The 16,416-nt window shown below is 68.1% G+C and carries 17 protein-coding genes; 9 read left to right on the forward strand and 8 right to left on the reverse strand.

The genetic code is table 11. The annotated features are described in order from the left end of the window. The first annotated feature begins 17 nt into the window (after positions 1 to 17). The 3 genes from ygfZ (at position 18) to GS4_RS25160 (ending at position 2,187) form a co-directional block, all read left to right on the forward strand. Positions 18 to 1,175 carry a CAF17-like 4Fe-4S cluster assembly/insertion protein YgfZ gene (ygfZ, locus tag GS4_RS11105; RefSeq protein ID WP_007620541.1) on the forward strand — a complete coding sequence of 386 codons (1,158 nt, stop codon included), beginning with the start codon at positions 18 to 20 and terminating at the stop codon, positions 1,173 to 1,175. Beyond that, positions 1,172 to 1,846: an MOSC domain-containing protein gene (locus GS4_RS11110; RefSeq protein ID WP_007620542.1), complete on the forward strand. Its 675-nt coding sequence runs from the start codon at positions 1,172 to 1,174 to the stop codon at positions 1,844 to 1,846. Before ygfZ ends, GS4_RS11110 begins: the two co-directional genes overlap by 4 nt. Before the next feature lie 161 nt (positions 1,847 to 2,007). Beyond that, positions 2,008 to 2,187, forward strand: coding sequence for a DUF3073 domain-containing protein (locus GS4_RS25160; RefSeq protein ID WP_007620543.1), 180 nt, complete (start codon positions 2,008 to 2,010; stop codon positions 2,185 to 2,187). Between the two features lie 485 nt (positions 2,188 to 2,672). Here GS4_RS25160 and purM read toward each other — a convergent pair whose 3' ends face one another. Together purM and purF are read right to left on the reverse strand one after the other, a co-directional pair. Next, positions 2,673 to 3,806 carry a phosphoribosylformylglycinamidine cyclo-ligase gene (gene purM, locus GS4_RS11115; RefSeq protein WP_007620544.1) on the reverse strand — a complete coding sequence of 378 codons (1,134 nt, stop codon included), beginning with the start codon at positions 3,804 to 3,806 and terminating at the stop codon, positions 2,673 to 2,675. A gap of 136 nt (positions 3,807 to 3,942) precedes the next feature. Further along, on the reverse strand, positions 3,943 to 5,520 hold the full coding sequence (gene purF / locus GS4_RS11120; RefSeq protein ID WP_007620545.1) for an amidophosphoribosyltransferase: 1,578 nt from the start codon (positions 5,518 to 5,520) through the stop codon (positions 3,943 to 3,945). Between the two features lie 170 nt (positions 5,521 to 5,690). Here purF and GS4_RS11125 point away from each other — a divergent pair, with 170 nt between their 5' ends. Then, positions 5,691 to 6,509: a CPBP family intramembrane glutamic endopeptidase gene (locus GS4_RS11125; RefSeq protein ID WP_007620546.1), complete on the forward strand. Its 819-nt coding sequence runs from the start codon at positions 5,691 to 5,693 to the stop codon at positions 6,507 to 6,509. A 3-nt stretch (positions 6,510 to 6,512) separates the two neighbouring features. On the opposite strand, the gene GS4_RS11130 is transcribed toward GS4_RS11125, so the two are convergent. After that, positions 6,513 to 6,899, reverse strand: coding sequence for a sterol carrier family protein (locus GS4_RS11130; protein WP_217997679.1), 387 nt, complete (start codon positions 6,897 to 6,899; stop codon positions 6,513 to 6,515). Positions 6,900 to 6,924: 25 nt separating this feature from the next. Here GS4_RS11130 and GS4_RS11135 point away from each other — a divergent pair, with 25 nt between their 5' ends. Both GS4_RS11135 and GS4_RS11140 read left to right on the forward strand, forming a co-directional pair. After that, entirely contained in the window at positions 6,925 to 8,433 is a 1,509-nt protein-coding gene (locus GS4_RS11135; protein WP_007620549.1) for a glutamate-cysteine ligase family protein, read from the forward strand. Between the two features lie 5 nt (positions 8,434 to 8,438). Continuing rightward, positions 8,439 to 8,792: a hypothetical protein gene (locus GS4_RS11140; RefSeq protein ID WP_157226587.1), complete on the forward strand. Its 354-nt coding sequence runs from the start codon at positions 8,439 to 8,441 to the stop codon at positions 8,790 to 8,792. 41 nt (positions 8,793 to 8,833) lie between these two features. Here the strand turns inward: GS4_RS11140 and GS4_RS11145 are convergent, their stop codons facing one another. Both GS4_RS11145 and GS4_RS11150 read right to left on the reverse strand, forming a co-directional pair. Continuing rightward, a complete protein-coding gene (locus GS4_RS11145; RefSeq protein WP_157226588.1) occupies positions 8,834 to 9,217 on the reverse strand; it encodes a PaaI family thioesterase in 384 nt (127 codons plus the stop codon). A 281-nt stretch (positions 9,218 to 9,498) separates the two neighbouring features. Then, on the reverse strand, positions 9,499 to 10,416 hold the full coding sequence (locus GS4_RS11150; RefSeq protein ID WP_007620554.1) for a TIGR03564 family F420-dependent LLM class oxidoreductase: 918 nt from the start codon (positions 10,414 to 10,416) through the stop codon (positions 9,499 to 9,501). Positions 10,417 to 10,505: 89 nt separating this feature from the next. Between GS4_RS11150 and GS4_RS11155 the strand changes: the two genes are divergently transcribed. Further along, the gene (locus tag GS4_RS11155) at positions 10,506 to 11,027 is read left to right on the forward strand and encodes a TetR/AcrR family transcriptional regulator (protein WP_007620556.1); all 522 of its coding nucleotides are present in this window, start codon (positions 10,506 to 10,508) and stop codon (positions 11,025 to 11,027) included. A 304-nt stretch (positions 11,028 to 11,331) separates the two neighbouring features. On the opposite strand, the gene GS4_RS11160 is transcribed toward GS4_RS11155, so the two are convergent. The 3 genes from GS4_RS11160 to GS4_RS11175 form a co-directional block, all read right to left on the reverse strand. Next, entirely contained in the window at positions 11,332 to 12,411 is a 1,080-nt protein-coding gene (locus GS4_RS11160) for an NAD(P)H-dependent amine dehydrogenase family protein (RefSeq protein WP_007620558.1), read from the reverse strand. Between the two features lie 70 nt (positions 12,412 to 12,481). Next, positions 12,482 to 13,366 carry a hypothetical protein gene (locus tag GS4_RS11165; protein WP_007620560.1) on the reverse strand — a complete coding sequence of 295 codons (885 nt, stop codon included), beginning with the start codon at positions 13,364 to 13,366 and terminating at the stop codon, positions 12,482 to 12,484. A gap of 235 nt (positions 13,367 to 13,601) precedes the next feature. Further along, a complete protein-coding gene (locus tag GS4_RS11175) occupies positions 13,602 to 14,975 on the reverse strand; it encodes a flavin monoamine oxidase family protein (protein WP_007620562.1) in 1,374 nt (457 codons plus the stop codon). A gap of 62 nt (positions 14,976 to 15,037) precedes the next feature. Here GS4_RS11175 and GS4_RS11180 point away from each other — a divergent pair, with 62 nt between their 5' ends. After that, positions 15,038 to 15,646 carry a TetR/AcrR family transcriptional regulator gene (locus tag GS4_RS11180; RefSeq protein WP_040510255.1) on the forward strand — a complete coding sequence of 203 codons (609 nt, stop codon included), beginning with the start codon at positions 15,038 to 15,040 and terminating at the stop codon, positions 15,644 to 15,646. A 126-nt stretch (positions 15,647 to 15,772) separates the two neighbouring features. Then, positions 15,773 to 16,414: a hypothetical protein gene (locus GS4_RS11185; RefSeq protein WP_007620566.1), complete on the forward strand. Its 642-nt coding sequence runs from the start codon at positions 15,773 to 15,775 to the stop codon at positions 16,412 to 16,414. Positions 16,415 to 16,416: the final 2 nt, after the last annotated feature.

Raw genomic sequence — 16,416 nt, forward strand, 5'->3', positions numbered from 1 at the left:
TTGCGTAGAATCGCGGTGTGACCGCGTCACCGATCCTGACCAGGTATTCCACCGACGGTGCCGTTCCCGGCCCGGCGGATCCCGACATCGCATGGCACTACGGCGATCCGCTCGGAGAGCAACGGAGCGCGACCACGGGCGCGGTCATCATCGACCGGTCCGACCGCACGGTCATCGAACTCCCCGGCGACGAGCGCCTGTCGTGGTTGCACACCATCTCCAGTCAGTTCGTGAGCAATCTGCAGGACCGACGGAGCGCCGAGAACCTCTCGCTGGACGGCAACGGTCGGGTCGAAGACCACTTCGTCCTGACCGATGTCGACGACATCACCTGGGTCGACACGGAGGCGTCGCGCGGACCCGCGCTCCTCGACTTCCTCACCAAGATGGTGTTCTGGGCCAAGGTCTCCCCCGCGGCGCGCGACGACCTGTCGGTGATCACGCTGGTCGGTCCGCAGGTCCGCGAACCCGCGATTGCCGACCTCCTCGAGATCCCGGCCGACGCGGACGTCTACAGCGCGGGCGATCTGCCCGAGATCCATCACGACGACGAGCCACTCGGTTTCTGGCGCATCATGCCGCCGATCGGCGAGGGGCGCCGACTCCCGGTCGTCGACCTCCTCGTCCCCGACCACCTGCTGCAGGCGTGGTGGACCGCACTCACCGATGCCGGGGCGCGGATGGCGGGCACGTGGACGCTCGATGCGCTCCGCGTCGCAGCCGTGCGCCCCCGCCTGGGCGTCGACACCGACGAGCGCACCATCCCGCACGAGGTCGACTGGATCGGTACCCCTGCCGAGCAGGGCGCCGTCCATCTGGACAAGGGCTGCTACCGGGGTCAGGAGACCGTGGCGCGTGTCCACAACCTGGGCAAGTCTCCCCGGCACCTCGTGCTCCTGCACCTCGACGGCAGTTCCGACGAACGGCCCGCCACCGGAGACCCGATCCTGGCCGGTGGCCGCACGGTCGGTCGGCTGGGCACCGTGGTCGACCACTTCGAGTACGGTCCGATCGCCCTCGCCCTGATCAAGCGGAACGTCGACGTCGGCACCGAGCTCACCGTGGGGACCGAGAACCCCGTCGCCGCAAAGATCGACCCCGATTCGGTACACGCCGACGATCGGGTGCAGGCCGGTCGAGAGGCCATCGAGCGACTCCGGGGCACCGCCCGATGAGCGGCGTCGAACCGACCCCGATCGCATCGGCAGTCGGGGCCGGCGTCGTGCTGGCCGTGTGCGCCGCCCGCACCGATGTGGAGCTTTCCGGGATCGGTGCCAGCGGCATCGACAAGCGCCAGGAGGCCGGCCGAGTGACCGTCGGGATCGACGGCCTGGTGCCGGATCACTCGGTGGACACCAAGCACCACGGCGGCGGCGATCAGGCCGTGTACGCCTACGACGACGCCGAGGCCGCCCGCTGGGCCGAGGAACTCGGACGCGATCTGCCATACGGCTGGTTCGGGGAGAACCTGCGGGTGTCCGGCCTGCCGGTGACCGATGCGATCGTCGGCGAGCAATGGGCGGTCGGCGATGACGGACTGCTCCTGGAGACGACGATCCCGCGCACGCCGTGCCGCACGTTCGCGGTCTGGGCCGGGGAACCGCGCTGGGTCAAACGATTCATGAGCCGCGCCGACGTCGGAGCATATCTGCGGGTCGTGACCCCGGGGACGGTCGGCGTCGGTGACGCCATCCGGGTCGTCCACCGGCCCACCCACGGAGTCCACGTGCGGCACCTGCTGACCGGCGCCGGGACCGACGCGGAGGCGCTGTCGGCGCTGCTCGCCGCCGACGATGTCGCCCCCAAGGTACGGCGTGAGGCGACACGTCACCTCGCTCGCGCGTGACCGGCGTCGCAGACCGTTTCAGCGCAGGTCGGCGCGGCGTGGCAGGGCAGTCCGCATAATCCTGGCGGGCGCGCTAAACTGGTCCCCACGACAGAATCATCAGCTACAGAACGGGGCCGCCAAGTGTTTGGCCGCCCCGTCATTGTGCGAGGGGGTCCCATATGGGCCGCGGCCGGGCGAAAGCAAAGCAGACGAAAGTTGCTCGTCAGCTCAAGTACTCCACTCCGAACACCGACTTCGACAGCTTGCAACGCGAGCTCTCGGGAGGCGATGAGTCGGTTGAACACCGGGAACCGGTGAGGGACGACTGGGCCGAAGAAGACGAGTGGCGTCGCGCTTGACGCTGCGCGCCCCGTTGTCGACGTTCCCTGTCTGACACCGCACACAACAAGCACCACATCTACGCCCGCCGGCAGCTGACCGGGTCGGAGTTCCGACCAGTCGGCGACCGGCGGGTGATGTGTTGCGCTCCGGCTCGTCGACCGTGCGCTCGAGATCGTTGACCGTGCGCTCCGGCCCGTCGACCGTGCGCTCCGATCCGTTGATCGTGCGCTCCCGCTCGTCCACCGTGCGCACGAACTCGTCCACCGTGCGCTCCGATCCGTCGATCGCGCAGGGATTGCGGTGACCGCACGGCCATATGGACGTGGTCGGCGAAACGGACTGCACGATCGACGTTTTCCAGCGCACGATCAACAGTCTCCAGCGCACGATCAACGTTTCCGAGCGCACGATCAACGAATTCGAGCGCACGATCGACGCTCTGGTGCGCACGGTCGACGCATCGCACACGGTCGACGACGAGGCCGACCGGGCCTTCACACGGTCAGAACCGCGGGTGATCTCCGACGAGGACGGCGCTGCCGGGGGCGGCCTTCTTTCCGGAGCCGACGCGCTTGATCGAGCCGAGGACCCAGTTCTCCACGTGGCGTGCCGTCAGCACTGCCTGCGCACGATCGGTGTCCTCCGGGGCGACCACGGCGACCATCCCGACACCCATGTTGAAGGTGCGCTCCATCTCGACCCGCTCGACCCGACCACGCTGGGCGATCATCGAGAAGACCGGCGCCGGGGTCCACGTGTTGCGTTCCAACTCGGCAACGAGCCCGGACGGGATGACACGGGCCAGGTTCTCGGCCAATCCACCGCCGGTGACGTGCGCGAAGGTGCGGACGTCGGCTTCTGCGGCGAGCGCCAGGCAGTCACGGGCGTAGATGCGGGTCGGCTCCAGCAACTCCTCGCCGAGTGTCCGACCGAACTCCTCGACATGGCCGTTGAGATCCATGTGCCCCCAGTCCAACAGGACCTTACGGGCGAGGGAGTAACCGTTGGAGTGCAATCCCGACGATCCCATCGCGATGACGACGTCGCCGGGGCGTACGCGCTCGGGCGAGAGGATGGCGTCGGCCTCGACGACGCCGACCGCGGTCGCGGACAGGTCGTAGTGGCTCGCATGCATGAGTCCCGGATGCTCCGCGGTCTCGCCGCCGAGCAGTGCACATCCGGCGTCGACACAGCCGTCGGCGATGCCGGCGACGATCTCTGCGACGGTCTCGGGAACGACCTTGCCGACCGCGATGTAGTCCTGCACGAACAGCGGCTCGGCACCGGAGACCACCAGGTCGTCGACGACCATGGCGACGAGGTCGCGGCCGACGGTGTCGTGCTTGTCCAGGGCCTGCGCGACAGCCAGTTTGGTCCCGACGCCGTCGCTCGCGGCGGCCAGGACCGGTTCGCGGTAATTGCCCTTCAGGGCAAAGAGTCCGGCGAATCCACCGAGACCACCGAGGACCTCGGGACGAGATGCGCGCTTGGCGTGCGGGGCGAAGAGTTCGACGGCGCGCTCGCCGGCGTCTATGTCGACACCGGCCGCTGCGTACGACGCTCCCCCGACATGCTCGGACGACGTCGTGTCGGACGAGGAGGTCGGATTGTCGGCAGCCGAACCCTGGTCGGACATCTAGCTGAGCACCCCTTGTCGAGAGTCGAGGCGATCTCCGATCGCCACCGGCGGAACAGATCGCCGACGGGTGACACGCTACCCGACCAGCACCCACCGCAACGGCCCGACCACCTCGGTGGTCAGGACCGCGGTGTCACGGACGCATCACGGCGCTGACGTTGTCGTTGGCGGCGGTCAGCGGGTCGCCCGCGGCATTCGCCAGCATCTGCTCGAGGACCGCCTTGCCCATCGAGGTCTCCTGCGGGAGCTCGATGGGGTAGTTGCCGTCGAAGCACGCCGCACACAGCTTGGACGCCGGCTGTTCGGTGGCCGCGATCATCTCGTCGATGCTGATGTAGCCCAGCGAATCGGCACCGATCGCCTGCCGGACACCCTCGACCATGCCCTCTTCGGACTCCATGCCGTTGGCGATCAGCTCTGCGGGAGAGGCGAAGTCGATGCCGTAGAAGCACGGCCACCGGACGGGGCTGGACGCGATGCGGACGTGGATCTCGGCCGCGCCCGCCTCACGCAGCATCCGGATCAGGGCGCGCTGAGTGTTGCCACGAACGATCGAGTCGTCGACGACGACGAGTCGCTTGCCGCGGATGACCTCGCGCAGCGGATTCAGCTTCAGCCGGATGCCGAGCTGCCGGATGGTCTGCGACGGCTGGATGAAGGTACGCCCGACGTAGGCGTTCTTCATCAGCCCCTGGCCGTAGGGGATGCCCGACTCCTGCGCGTAACCGACGGCAGCGGGCGTGCCCGACTCCGGCACCGGGATCACCAGGTCCCCATCGGCCGGGAACTCCCTAGCGAGTCGTCGGCCGATCTCGACGCGGGTCGAGTGCACCGACCGGCCGTGGATCACGCTGTCGGGACGGGCGAGGTAGACGTACTCGAAGACGCAACCGCGCGGGGTCGCCTCGGCGAACCGCGTGCTGCGGACGCCGTCGGCGTCGATCGCGAGCAGCTCGCCGGGCTCGATGTCGCGGACGAAGGATGCACCGACGATGTCGAATGCCGCGGTCTCGGATGCGACCACCCATCCGCGGTCGAGACGACCGAGCGAGAGCGGACGGACACCGTGCGGATCGCGTGCGGCGTAGAGCGTGTGCTCGTCCATGAAGGTCAGGCAGAAGGCGCCGCGCAGGGTCGGGAGCAGCTCCATCGCCGCCTGCTCGATGCTGGCGTCCGCCGCGCCGTGGGCGAGGAGCGCGCCGACGACGTCGGAGTCCGAGGTGGCCGCGCCGGCGCCGTTGCTCATCACACCGGCCGCGCGTGCGCGGCTCGCCAGCTCCGCGGTGTTCACCAGGTTGCCGTTGTGTCCGAGCGCGACGCCGGTCCCGGCCGCCGTGGTGCGGAAGATCGGCTGGGAGTTTTCCCAAGTGGTGGAGCCGGTGGTCGAGTAGCGGCAGTGCCCGATCGCCACATGCCCGACCATCGCACCGAGCGTCTGCTCGTCGAAGACCTGACTGACAAGTCCGAGGTCTTTGAACACCAGGACCTGCGAGCCGTCGCCGACGGCGATGCCCGCGGCCTCCTGGCCACGATGCTGCAGGGCGTAGAGCCCGTAGTAGCTGAGCTTCGCGACATCTTCGCCCGGCGCCCAGACTCCGAAGACACCGCATTCCTCGCGGGGTTCGTTCTCGGGTTCGTCCAGGTCACGGCCTGTACCGCAGCCTGCGGTGGGTGCGAGGAGGTTCGAACTGGTGATCGACACGTCTGTCATCGGGGCGGGCTCCCTGGGGGTGGCGGGCTAACACGGTGACGGGCTGGGGAGACGTCTCCAGAGTCTACGGGGCGCCGACGGATCGACGCGAATCCTTCAACGGTGCGCCGCCACGTCGGATTCCGGCGAGTGGGCAAGATAACTGGCGCGATGCGCCATAGGGTTGATCGGTGACGAACCCGACCGCACGCCGGAGCCTGACCTACCTCTGGTTCGCGGGGGTGGTGATCGTGTACCTCGGGATCATCCAGCTCGGCGGGCTCGCCGTCGACGAGGCCTCTGACGTCGACGACCTGGTCACCACCCGCGGTCTCGTGTTCGGGATGATCATCCCGCTGGGCGCCGCGCTGCTCTTCGCGCTCGGGGTGATCACGGTGCTGCGATGGTGGCGCCCGGTCCTGACCGACCACCGACCGGTGCGGCGATGGGTGTGGGCGGTCCCGGCCGTCTTCGCCGTCGCGATCGTCGTCGGCATCGACTACTCGTCGCTGGCACAGAAGGACCTCGCGTTCGTGGTCACCCTGCTGATCGCCACCCAGTTCGTCGGCTGGGGCGAGGAGGCGATGTTCCGCGGGATCGGCGTCACCACCCTGCGCGACCACGGACTCACCGAGGGGCGGGTCGCGCTGTGGTCGAGCGTCATCTTCGGCGCGGTGCACCTGACCAACGCCATCGGGCACGGGGTGTCGGCGATCCCGCAGGCCATCGCGGTCAGCTTCGCCGGGTACTTCTTCTATCTGATCCGTCGGGTCTCCCGCGGCAACGTCCTCAACTCGGTGTTGCACGGACTCTTCGACTTCTCGATCATCACCGGGACCTCGATCCTGGTCGATCAGAAGGGCTACCCGGGTGCGCTCGCACCGATCCTGGTCTACGTGATCCTGGCCGTGGTGCTCATCATCGGGCGCCATCGCATCGAGCCCGCACCCCGTCCGGACGAACCGATGGCGGACGACGCACCCAGGCCGGCCCAACGACGGGACGCGTAGCGATCAGATCGGATACAGCGGCATCCACCGCCCGACCTCGGCCGCCCGGGACCCGGAGGCGCTGATCGCCCCGGCCTCCACGAGCGCTTCGAGATCATCGAGACCGGCCGCCAGCCGCAGCCAGGTGCGGGCGTCGGTCTCCACGACGTTGGGCGGGGTGCCACGGGTGTGCCGGGGTCCCTCGATGCACTGCACGGCGACGAAGGGCGGCACCCGCACCTCCACGGAGGATCCGGGTGCGATGTCCTCGAGCGACCGGGCCGTCATGCGGACCGCCGCCGCGATCGCCGGACGCGGCGGAGTCTGCGCGGCATCGTCGGAGATCCACCGTGCGACCTCGAGCACCGCCGCACGGGCGGCGGCGGGGTCGATCGGTTTACGGGCCGGCACGGCACTCATCATGCACCATTGATCCATGGGCACCGACGTCTCGAGACGAGAGTTCACCGGCGCCGACCGGGTGCGGTTCCGCAGGCAGGTCGGACGCGGGACCGAGGCGATCGCACGGATGCTCGCCGACGGCCTCTTCACCGACCACGGGCGGCCGCCCGAACCACTGCTGGGCATGGAGGTGGAACTCAACCTCATCGATGCGGCGATGAACCCGGCGATGGCCAACACGACCGTCCTGGACGCGATCGCCGATCCCGACTACCAGACGGAGTTGGGGCAGTTCAACATCGAGATCAACGTCTCACCGCGCCCGTTCACCGGCGACGAGGTGATCTCCCTCGAACAGGCGTTGCGGACCTCGCTCAACCGCGCCGAACACCGTGCCGCACAGACCGACAACCATCTGGTGATGGTCGGGATGTTGCCGACCCTCCGTACCGAACACTTCGCGCGCCAGTGGATCTCGACCAATCCGCGCTACGACCTGCTGAACCAGCAGATCTTCGCCGCGCGGGGCGAGGACCTGGAGATCGACATCACCGGGATCCCGCTCGGCGGCGCCTTCGGTTCCGAACGTCTGTTCACCGCAACGGATTCGATCCTCCCCGAGGCCGCGTGCACCTCCCTGCAGCTGCATCTGCGGGTCGCGCCCGAGGACTTTGCCGCACACTGGAACGCCGCACAGGCCATCGCCGGCGTCCAGGTCGCGCTGGCCGGCAACTCGCCGTTCCTCGCCGGCACCGCGCTGTGGCATGAGAGCCGGATACCCGTGTTCGAACAGGCCACCGACACCCGGCCACTCGAGTTGAAGAACCAGGGCGTCCGGCCGCGGGTCTGGTTCGGCGAGCGATGGATCAACACCATCTTCGACCTGTTCGAGGAGAACACCCGCTACTTCCCCGCGCTGCTGCCGGTGTGCAGCGACGTCGACCCCATCGAGGCCCTCGATGCCGGCGACACCCCGACACTCGACGAGCTGCGCCTCCACAACGGGACCGTCTACCGGTGGAACCGACCGGTGTACGACATCGTCGACGGTCAGGCCCACCTCCGGGTCGAGAACCGCGTGCTGCCTGCCGGGCCCACCGTCATCGACACCCTCGCCAACGCGGCCTTCTACTACGGGGTGGTCCGCGGGCTCGTCGACTCCGACATTCCACTGTGGTCGCAGATGTCCTTCGACGCCGCGGCCGAGAACCTGCACTCGGGTGCGCGATCAGGCCTCGACGCACAGCTCTACTGGCCCAACGTCGGGTGGGTGCGTCCCGACGAGCTCACCCTGCGCCGACTCCTGGCCGTGGCCGATGACGGCCTGACCGCGTTCGGCGTATCCGGCAAGGCGCGGTCGCGCTACCTATCGGTGATCGAGGGTCGGTGCATCAACCGGCAGACCGGCTCGGCGTGGCAGCGGCGCTCGGTCGTGGCGCGCGAGGAGGCCGGCGAGAGTCGCGCAAAAGCGTTGCGCGGCATGCTGCGCGACTACGTCGATCTGATGCACGAGGGCGAGCCCGTGCACACCTGGGGCCTGTGAGCCGCGTGTCGCGCCGAGACGGCGCGAGGTCGGCGACCGTACCGTCCCGCGCGGGCGCCCGCGATGTGATCGTCGCCGGCATCGCGGGATCGATCGCGGCGAACGTGGTCCCCCACCTCGCCCACGGCATCACCGGAAGACCGTTCCCTACCCCGTTCGCCAACCCACCCGGTGTCGGGGATTCGTCGGCGGTGCTCAACCTGATCTGGGCGACCGTCAACGCGTTCGGCGCGGTCACCCTCTTCGCGGGCGTGCGGCACCACCTCGACGAGCCGCGTGTCCGCGCGTCCGCGGCAGTGGGTGCAGTGGTGTCAGGCGCCGCTGTTCGTGCCTACTTCCGGTCGGTGCGCAGACACTGAGGTCGCGCCCGATCGCGGTCGGACGGTTGCCGACAGCGAGCTCAGTCCATCGGCGGACGTGCCAGGAAGGTACCTGTCGCCTGCGCGACGACACCTCCCGTGGTACGTAGTTCGGCCGCCGCGAACAGGTGACGACCGGCATCGTGGGTGATCCAGGTGGTGATCGCGAGAGTCGTCGCCAGGGGTACGGGCGCGAGGTAGTCGACCTCGAGTCGAGTGGTCGCGACGGTGACCTCCAGCGGCGCGATCGCGGTGCCCAGAACTTCGTCGAGCAGGCTTGTCACGGCTCCGCTGGCCGCGAATCCGGGCGCGCCTCGGTGTCGTTCGTCGAGCACGACCGTTCCGTGCAGCCGTCTGTCGTGCAGTTGCAGCACGATGCCGTTGGGCATCCGCCACATCGTGCGATACGGGACGCCCGGCTCCATTCGGCCCACGATGCAGTCTCCGAATCTTGCGATTTGCCAGCGTCGATCAGCCGGGTTGTGCGCAAACAGATGACAAACGTGTGGTCTGGATCAGATCGCGATCACGCGATCGCGGTCTTGACTGTTACCGACGGTCACGTATACCTTTTCGGAGCGACGGTTATGACGTAGTACATACCGACGGGTGTGGTGCGTGCCGCCGCGGGTTCGGACATCGAATCCGATGGTCGCGCGGTGTACCGGCGAGTCGACCCCAACTCCCCCTTGGGCGGTCCTCCCGGTCACCGCGCGATCGACTGCTCCCGGGCCACGACGCCACGCAGGACATCGACGGTCTCCGCGGGTTCCGATCCCCATACGCTGACGATCAGCTCGTCCACACCAGCGTCTCGGAAATCGGCGATGCCGGCCTCGACCTCATCGGCAGATCCGATGAGGACCGTGTCGGTGACCGCCGACAATCCTTGCCGATCGAGCAACGATCGGTATGCGGGAAGGTCGCCCGCGAACCCCAGCGCCGCGTCGATCTCGGCTCGAACCTCGGACGAACGGTCGGTGACCGTAGCGATGACCCCGGCAATGACCTTCGGCGTCGCCCCCCGACCGGCGGCATCGGCTGCCGCCAGCAGCGCGGGTCGGATCACCTGGGCGATGTGGTCCGGACGCACCCAGACGACGATGGTGCCGTCGGCGAGTTCGCCCGCGATCCGGAGCATCCGCGGACCAAGCGCGGACAGCAGGACCTCGGGTTCGACCACGCCCGGAGCCTGCACCGCACCGTCGAGCCCGAACCACTCGCCCGTGTGGGTCACCCGTTCACCACGGAGAAGCGGGCGCAGCACCGACAGGTACTCGCTCGTGTGCGTCGCCGGCCGCCGGTAGGACACGCCGTACCCGCCCTCGATGATGGCCGGATGACTCGGACCGACCCCCAGCGAGAATCGGTTCCCGGTCGCCGCCTGGATCGTCAGCGCCTGCGATGCCAGCACCAACGGGTGACGAGTGAACGTCGGCACGATGGACGTCCCCCATCCCAGGTCGGGAGCGTGCGCCGAGAGCGCGGCAACCGCGGTCAGCGCGTCCCAACCGTCGACCTGATTCAGCCAGACGCCACTCAAACCGGCCTCGGACGCCGAGCGCGCGGCATCGACCATCGCATCAAAGGTGGAAACACCCGGTACCGACAGCGAGATCTCCATGATCGACTCCTCAAAGTGAATGTGAAATTCACCTTAAGCAGTCGGATATCCTGAGCGCAAGATTCACCTTAGGTGCGGAGGAAACCGGCATGAGAGCGGACGCGCGTCGCAACCGCGACAACATCGTCACGGCGGCCGTCGTCGAACTGACGGCCCTCGGCGAATCGGCGTCGATGCAACAGATCGCGGACACCGCCGGCGTGAGCGTCGGCGCCCTCTACCGCCATTTCCCCGATAGGCAGAGCCTGCTCGAGTCGATCGCCGCGCACGCACTGACAGACCTCATCACGGAGGCGACCGCCGCGTCGGACCACGCGAGCCCGTGGGACGCGTTCGCCGGCGTGATCCGGCGATGCACGGAACTCCCCCTGGGACTGACGCATTCGCTTGTCGGACAACCGGTTCGCGACCCAGAACTGCCGAAGATGATCACCGCGAGCGACGACGCACTCCTCGCGCTCATCGATCGGGCGCAGTCCGACGGCAGCATGCGCAACGATCTGGGCCGCCGCGACGTCCTGACCGCGGTGAGCACCACCGTCTGCCGGCCGGGCGCGCGACCCGACGATCCCGTCGTCACGATCCTGCTCGATGGACTGCGCGCACGCTGATCGCGAACAGGGTTCACCTGACGAGGATTTCCGGTCGTCGATGTCGTGCGGTCACGCCGGCGCGACGGTGGCCGGCCGAATCTCCGCACAAATGGCACCCCACCGCGCCCGGCCCTGCGATATCCACACCGCAGCCCGCTCAAGTGTCAAAAATCCGGAAGGGCCCCACCGCCCCGCCGCACAAATGGCACCCGAGCGGACTCAGCCGTGCGATATCCAGACCGCAGCCCGCTCACGTGCCAAAGATCCGAAGAGTCGCCCGCAGGACCCCGCCGAATCCCGCCCAGACCCTCGGCCCCGATCGTCAGCTCCCGGCGACCAACCCGCGTCCGGAGATTAGCGGCAGATCGAGCGCGGTGACCAGGCCGGGCTTCGCGTCGACGACCGCTGCGACCGCGTTCACCAGGCGCATGGCCGTGACGATCATCCCGGACACATTGTGATCGCCGTGCTTGCCGTGGTGGGTGAACTCGACTTCCATCTCCGGTTCACCGGAGACGATGATCCGGTAGCAACCGTCACCCTTCGCCGGCGTCGGCCAGTCCGGGGCCTGGTCGGGGTGCGTGCGGGTGAAGTGCTCCAGCACCACCCGCGGCACTCCCCCGACCTTCCCGATGACCTGGAAGTGCAATGCCGCCATCGTGCCCTCGGGGATCTCCACCGACACGGTCGAGTAGTCGCGGTCCGCGGCCACCCGGTCGAACTGTTCTTCCAGCGGCTCATCGAGGGTGAGATCCAATCCCGCGGCGATCTGACGGACGACGCTGCCCCAGGCCAGGGACAGCACGCCGGGATTCAGCAGCATCGGGGTGGAGTCCATCGGCTGACCGAAACCGAAGATCGACTTCATCACCACCGGTTGGTAGTACGTCGAGTAGTCGGCGATCTCCAGGCAACGCACCTCGTCGATCCTCTGCGAGAGACTCGTGATCGACAGCGGCAGTGCGTCGTTGGCGAAGCCCGGGTCGATCCCGTTGACGTGCAGGCTGGCGTTGCCCTCTCGGCCGGCCGCCTCGACCCGCTCGACCAGTTCATCGGGCAGCACCCCATGCGGGAACTGCAGGACCACCGGTCCACTCGACACCACGTTGATCCCCTGGGAGATGAAGAAGATCAGATCCTCGATCGCATCGAAGACGCGGTCATCGGTCATCGCGGTGTGCACGATGCAGTCGGGCCGCAGCGCCACCAGGGCGTCCCGATCGTTCGTCGCCGACACCCCGAGCTCTCGCCCCAGCCCGGCCAGCTCGCCGGCGTCCTTGCCGATTTTGGCGGGACCGGAGACCCAGACACCGACCAGTTCGAGGTCGGGTCGGGCATCGATCCCGGCGATGGCATGCCTACCCACGGTTCCGGTCGACCACTCGACCACTCGGATCGTCATGGCTTCAAACTAGAACACGTTTCACTTTCGGGCGGACGATTCCGCCGATCTTTCCGCCGCCCGCGTCGGCTCAGTACGCAGGCGCGGTGTCTGCCGGTCGGTCGTTGATCCAGGCAGTGGTCGACGGCACCAGCACGAGGACCAGGGTGATGAGCGGGAAGACGACACCCGCGACCTGGCCGAGGATGCCGCCCACCCCGACGTCGGCACCCGTCGTGTCGAGCTGGGAGAGGAATGCGTACTGGGAGATGGTCAGTGCGAGTCCGGAGACCAGATAGATCGCGCAGCCGGATGCGATGAGCGTCCGCCCCACCATCGATCGTCGCAACACCGCGACGCCCCCTCCGACCAACAGCCCGGCGACCACGATGTTGATCACCGCCACCACCGCCAGCAGCGCGACGAACCACCCGGGGAAGTACTGGTCGGCGCCGTCGATGCCGAGCGCCACGAGGATGACGAACAGCAGGGAGATCACCCCGATCGCCGAGGCCAACGCTCCCAGGAAGGACAACACCGACGCCGCGATCGCAGTGGCTCCCGACGCGCGGGCGGGTGCGTACTGACCGGCGAACTGTGGGGTCCCGAACGGCACCTGGCCGTTCTGGGGGTACGACGTCGGCCCATACGGAGCGCCGACATTCGCCGGGGTGCCGTACACCGGCGCCCCGTACGCCGGGGTGCCGTACGCCGGGGACTCGTACGGGCTGCCGCCGTACGGGTTCGGCGCGTACGACTGGGCCGCCGACTGCCGATTCGGCGCCGACAGACCGGGGCCATACTGGTTCGCGCCCTGCGGATCTGCGCCGAACGGCGACGATCCGTACGTCGGTCCCGGGGCTCCCGGCGCGGGCTGTGCCCACACAGTGGGCTCTGCGGACGGACTCGGGGCGCCCCCGCTCGGAGAGCCGTATCCGTCGTGCGGGCCTTGGGGATCGGGGTGCGGCTGATTCATGGCGAGGTCCTCGGATCGTCGGCAGCGGCCTGGGCGGCGGGGCCCGGCGTCGGCACCGATTACAACATCCCGGACGCGGCCACGCGGATCGACGTCGGTTCGGCGACCGACACCGACGGTTCACACCGGATGTGGACACCACGATCACGCCGGATTCGACGGCGGTTGCCGCCCCACGTCGAGTGGCCAGCCGTGAAGGACCGGGTAGTCGTCGAGCACCCCTCGCACTCGACGACTACACGGGCGCCGCAGCGTCCTGTTCGGGTAGGACGGCTCGGATCTCGCGCGCCGCGCGACGCCCTGACTCGACTGCGCCGTCGATGTATCCGGCCCACCTCGTGGCGGTCTCGGTCCCGGCCCAGTGCAGCGGCCCGATCGGCGCTCGCAACGCCGGACCGAACCGGGTCAGGGTTCCCGGGGCGAGGAATGCCCCGTAACAGCCGCGGCTGTATTCCTCTTCGGCCCAGTCACGCTCGATGTAGTCGATCGGCGCGCCGGCGTTCGGACCGAAGTAGGCGACGAGGTCGTCGATCACCTGCGAACGTCGGGTCGGGAGATCGAGTCGGCTCCCGACATCGGCGTGCCGACCCTCGAGGAATCCGACGAGTACCCCCGGAGCCCCGTCCGCCGGGGTGTTGTCGAACACCGTGCCCAGCGCTCGGCGATCACTGTTCGCCTGACCGCTCATACCCGCGTTGCGCCAGAACGGTTCGTCGTAGACCACGTTGACCTTGATGACGCGGCCCATCGGCATCCGCTGCGCGAGTTGATCCCGATCCCCGGGCAGACCCGGGCTGAACCGGATCCGTGCTACCAGCGGCGGCGGCACCGCGAGGATCGCAGTACGGGCCCGGATGGTCGTCGAACCCGTGCGGACAGTGACCCCCGAACCGTTCCAATCGATCTCGGACACCGGGCTGTCGAGGATCACACGATCCCCGAGGGACTCGGCGATGGCCAGCGCGATCTGCTGCGACCCGCCACCGACCCGGTCCTGTTGCGCACCTCCCGCGGTGTCGATCAGGGCGTCGACGCCGCCGGCCGAACCGATGTAGAAAGCAGCCCACAGCGCGGACAGATCAGACGGTTCGGCTGAGAACACCGCTTCGGTGATCAGACGGAAGAAGCCTCGGCCGCGGGAGGTGCGCGCCGTTCGGCGCAGCCACGTCTCGAAGGTCTGCCCGTCGAGCTCGGCCGCCTGCGGTGTCGACCACGGCTCGCTCAGCACCACCGAGCGCGCCAGACGATCGAGACGCCACTGCGTCTGCGCGATGTCGGCCAAGGAGATCGGGTCCAGTCGCGGGACGCGACCGGTGTACTCCGACCGCGAATCCCCGACCTCGGCGACATGTCGCCCCTCCACGTACGTCGGGAAGGTCGTCAGACCCAGTTCATCGATGAGGCCGAGCACCTGATGCTGGGTCGGTCCCACCCACTGTCCACCGACCTCGATCGGTGATCCGCCCGGCAGGACATCGTTGAGCAGGCGTCCGCCGACTCGGTCGCGCGCCTCGAGGACCAGCACGTCGACGCCCGCACGGCCCAGCTCACGCGCAGCGACCAGGCCGGCGACACCGGCGCCCACGACGACCACATCTGCCGACCGCATCACTCGCGACTCCCCATCCCCCGCGTATCTGACATACAGACTGTATGTGATAGACAGTGCGCATGGGAAGGGTGCGTGACAAATACGCCGAAACCACACGACAGACCTTGATCGACACCGGCCGGCGACTGTTCACCGAGCGGGACTTCTCGACCCTCTCCGCCGAGGAGATCGTCCGCGAGGCCGGTCTCACCCGCGGTGCGCTCTACCACCACTTCGACGGCAAGAAGGGCCTGTTCGAGGCGGTGTTCGTCGAGCACGAGGCGGAGGCATCGCGGCGCATCGGTGTCGCCGTCGACGGCGGTTCGGACATCCTCGACGCGGTCGATCGCGGGATCAGTGAGTTCCTGTCGGTCTGCTCCGAACCCGCATACCTGCGAATCGTGTTGCAGCAGGGGCCGATCGCGCTGGGCTGGGCCCGGTGGCGGGAGATCGACCAGGGTTACCTCGGGGACGTGGTGGTCAGCTCCGTGCAGGCCCTGATCGGTGACGGGATCATCGCGCCGTATCCACCCGAGCTGCTCGTCAGCGTCTACTACGGCGCCCTCACCGAATTGTCCATGACCATCGCCGATTCCGAGGATCGGGACCGCGCCCGCGTCGATGCGATGGAGATCATCCGCAAGATGATCGGCGGGCTGATCGTGCAACCCGACCAGTCCGAGAACTGAGTCACTCCTCGCACATCGCCCGCCGCACATGACCAGAGCTGACATTTCTCACTACAGGTGCGGCCACACTCCTGGTGAACTCGTATCCACACGGACATGGACACGAGACAGGAGGAGGGCCGCAGAATGGTCTTCGCGAACAGCAAGCGCTGGATGGCGGACCGCCGCCTGAAGCCCGGTGACGGACACCCACTCCCACCCTACCGGTGGTGGAACATGTTCAGCCGCACACGTTTTCATACACATCTGCACGACGGCGACTACACGGTCAGCGTCGACTACACGGACGACAGCGGATCGATGGCCCACCTGTACCGCGATGGCCGACACCATGCGCGGAGTCGACTACCCGCGATGTTCCCGGTCGGGTCCGGCGTGATCGAGGTGAAGGCGAGCGGTCACGGACTGCGTCGGATGCATTTCGTCGGTGACGACGGGTCCGAGCGGGTGCTCACACCCGATCCGAGATCCGCCGAGGGGCGCCGTAGGCGCCTCGCCGAACGAGCTCCGGCCCTGAGCAGCGCGATCGGTTTCCTCGCGGCCGCAATCCTTCTCATCGCACTCCCGTGGGGTCTGATGCAACTCGCCGACACACTCACGCACATCGAGGCGATCCGGACCTACGTCGAACCGTTCACTCCCCCCATCACGCTGCCGACCTGGGCGCACGTGACCATGGTCGTCGCACTGCTGGTGGCCGGCACCGAACGCGCACTGATGCTCCGACACCACTGGCTCATCGACCTGCAGAGCAGTCTGGACAGCTGACG

It is taken from the genome of Gordonia soli NBRC 108243 (assembly GCF_000334455.1).
Taxonomy (GTDB): Bacteria; Actinomycetota; Actinomycetes; order Mycobacteriales; family Mycobacteriaceae; genus Gordonia; species Gordonia soli.

What these genes read in the sequence shown, in the direction of transcription:
- GS4_RS11110 (WP_007620542.1), top strand. Translation starts at nt 1,172, where the DNA reads ATGAGCGGCGTCGAACCGACCCCGATCGCATCGGCAGTCGGGGCCGGC.
- GS4_RS25160 (WP_007620543.1), top strand. Translation starts at nt 2,008, where the DNA reads ATGGGCCGCGGCCGGGCGAAAGCAAAGCAGACGAAAGTTGCTCGTCAG.
- purM (WP_007620544.1), bottom strand. Translation starts at nt 3,806, where the DNA reads ATGTCCGACCAGGGTTCGGCTGCCGACAATCCGACCTCCTCGTCCGAC.
- purF (WP_007620545.1), bottom strand. Translation starts at nt 5,520, where the DNA reads ATGACAGACGTGTCGATCACCAGTTCGAACCTCCTCGCACCCACCGCA.
- GS4_RS11135 (WP_007620549.1), top strand. Translation starts at nt 6,925, where the DNA reads ATGGGCACCGACGTCTCGAGACGAGAGTTCACCGGCGCCGACCGGGTG.
- GS4_RS11145 (WP_157226588.1), bottom strand. Translation starts at nt 9,217, where the DNA reads ATGGAGCCGGGCGTCCCGTATCGCACGATGTGGCGGATGCCCAACGGC.
- GS4_RS11150 (WP_007620554.1), bottom strand. Translation starts at nt 10,416, where the DNA reads ATGGAGATCTCGCTGTCGGTACCGGGTGTTTCCACCTTTGATGCGATG.
- GS4_RS11155 (WP_007620556.1), top strand. Translation starts at nt 10,506, where the DNA reads ATGAGAGCGGACGCGCGTCGCAACCGCGACAACATCGTCACGGCGGCC.
- GS4_RS11160 (WP_007620558.1), bottom strand. Translation starts at nt 12,411, where the DNA reads ATGACGATCCGAGTGGTCGAGTGGTCGACCGGAACCGTGGGTAGGCAT.
- GS4_RS11165 (WP_007620560.1), bottom strand. Translation starts at nt 13,366, where the DNA reads ATGAATCAGCCGCACCCCGATCCCCAAGGCCCGCACGACGGATACGGC.
- GS4_RS11175 (WP_007620562.1), bottom strand. Translation starts at nt 14,975, where the DNA reads ATGCGGTCGGCAGATGTGGTCGTCGTGGGCGCCGGTGTCGCCGGCCTG.
- GS4_RS11180 (WP_040510255.1), top strand. Translation starts at nt 15,038, where the DNA reads ATGGGAAGGGTGCGTGACAAATACGCCGAAACCACACGACAGACCTTG.
- GS4_RS11185 (WP_007620566.1), top strand. Translation starts at nt 15,773, where the DNA reads ATGGTCTTCGCGAACAGCAAGCGCTGGATGGCGGACCGCCGCCTGAAG.